We start from the raw sequence: 433 nt of genomic DNA, 5'->3' as shown, positions 1-433 counted from the left end.
CGCAACGTCGAGAAGCCTCTTTCGTTAGTTGCCATCACGCTTAAAATGCAAATTTGGGAACGCATCTTAGTTTAAAGAATTAAGAAAGGAAATTATTTCCAAGTAAGGTCAATTTTCTTATGCTTTGATGCGCATTCAGCCAAGTATAAATTAATTAAATTTTGATATGGAATACCAGTCTGATCAGATAAAGTCTTAAAATACCCAATAGTATCAACATCAACTCTAATCGTAATTGGTTTTTTCAGTTTTTTTAGATAGGGGTTTTTCTTTGACTTTGAAAAATCGTATTCTTTTCTCATAAAAATTCCTCGTATAGTTTGGATTCTAATTTCGTTGCTTTTCTTGCTGAGATAATTCGGATTGTGTCTTTCGAAGAACGATAACAGTGCGAAACCATTAACAGGTTTAATTTATAACTAAATCCAAGTAT

At 31.9% G+C, this 433-nt stretch carries 1 protein-coding gene; it reads right to left on the bottom strand.

Features of this window, described 5'->3' with window-relative positions; all coding sequences use genetic code 11:
- Positions 1-92 precede the first annotated feature (92 nt).
- Positions 93-302 (bottom strand): CopG family antitoxin, encoded by a 210-nt coding sequence (locus tag JWG44_RS22070; RefSeq protein ID WP_036043384.1) that lies wholly within the window; start codon positions 300-302, stop codon positions 93-95.
- Between the last annotated feature and the right edge of the window lie 131 nt (positions 303-433).

This window comes from Leptospira ainazelensis, from assembly GCF_016918785.1.
In the GTDB taxonomy this organism is placed as follows: Bacteria; Spirochaetota; Leptospiria; order Leptospirales; family Leptospiraceae; genus Leptospira; species Leptospira ainazelensis.
The sequence above is the reverse complement of the archived record's forward strand: the minus strand, read 5'-3'. Positions and strand labels throughout refer to the sequence as shown.

What these genes read in the sequence shown, in the direction of transcription:
- JWG44_RS22070 (WP_036043384.1), bottom strand. Translation starts at nt 302, where the DNA reads ATGAGAAAAGAATACGATTTTTCAAAGTCAAAGAAAAACCCCTATCTA.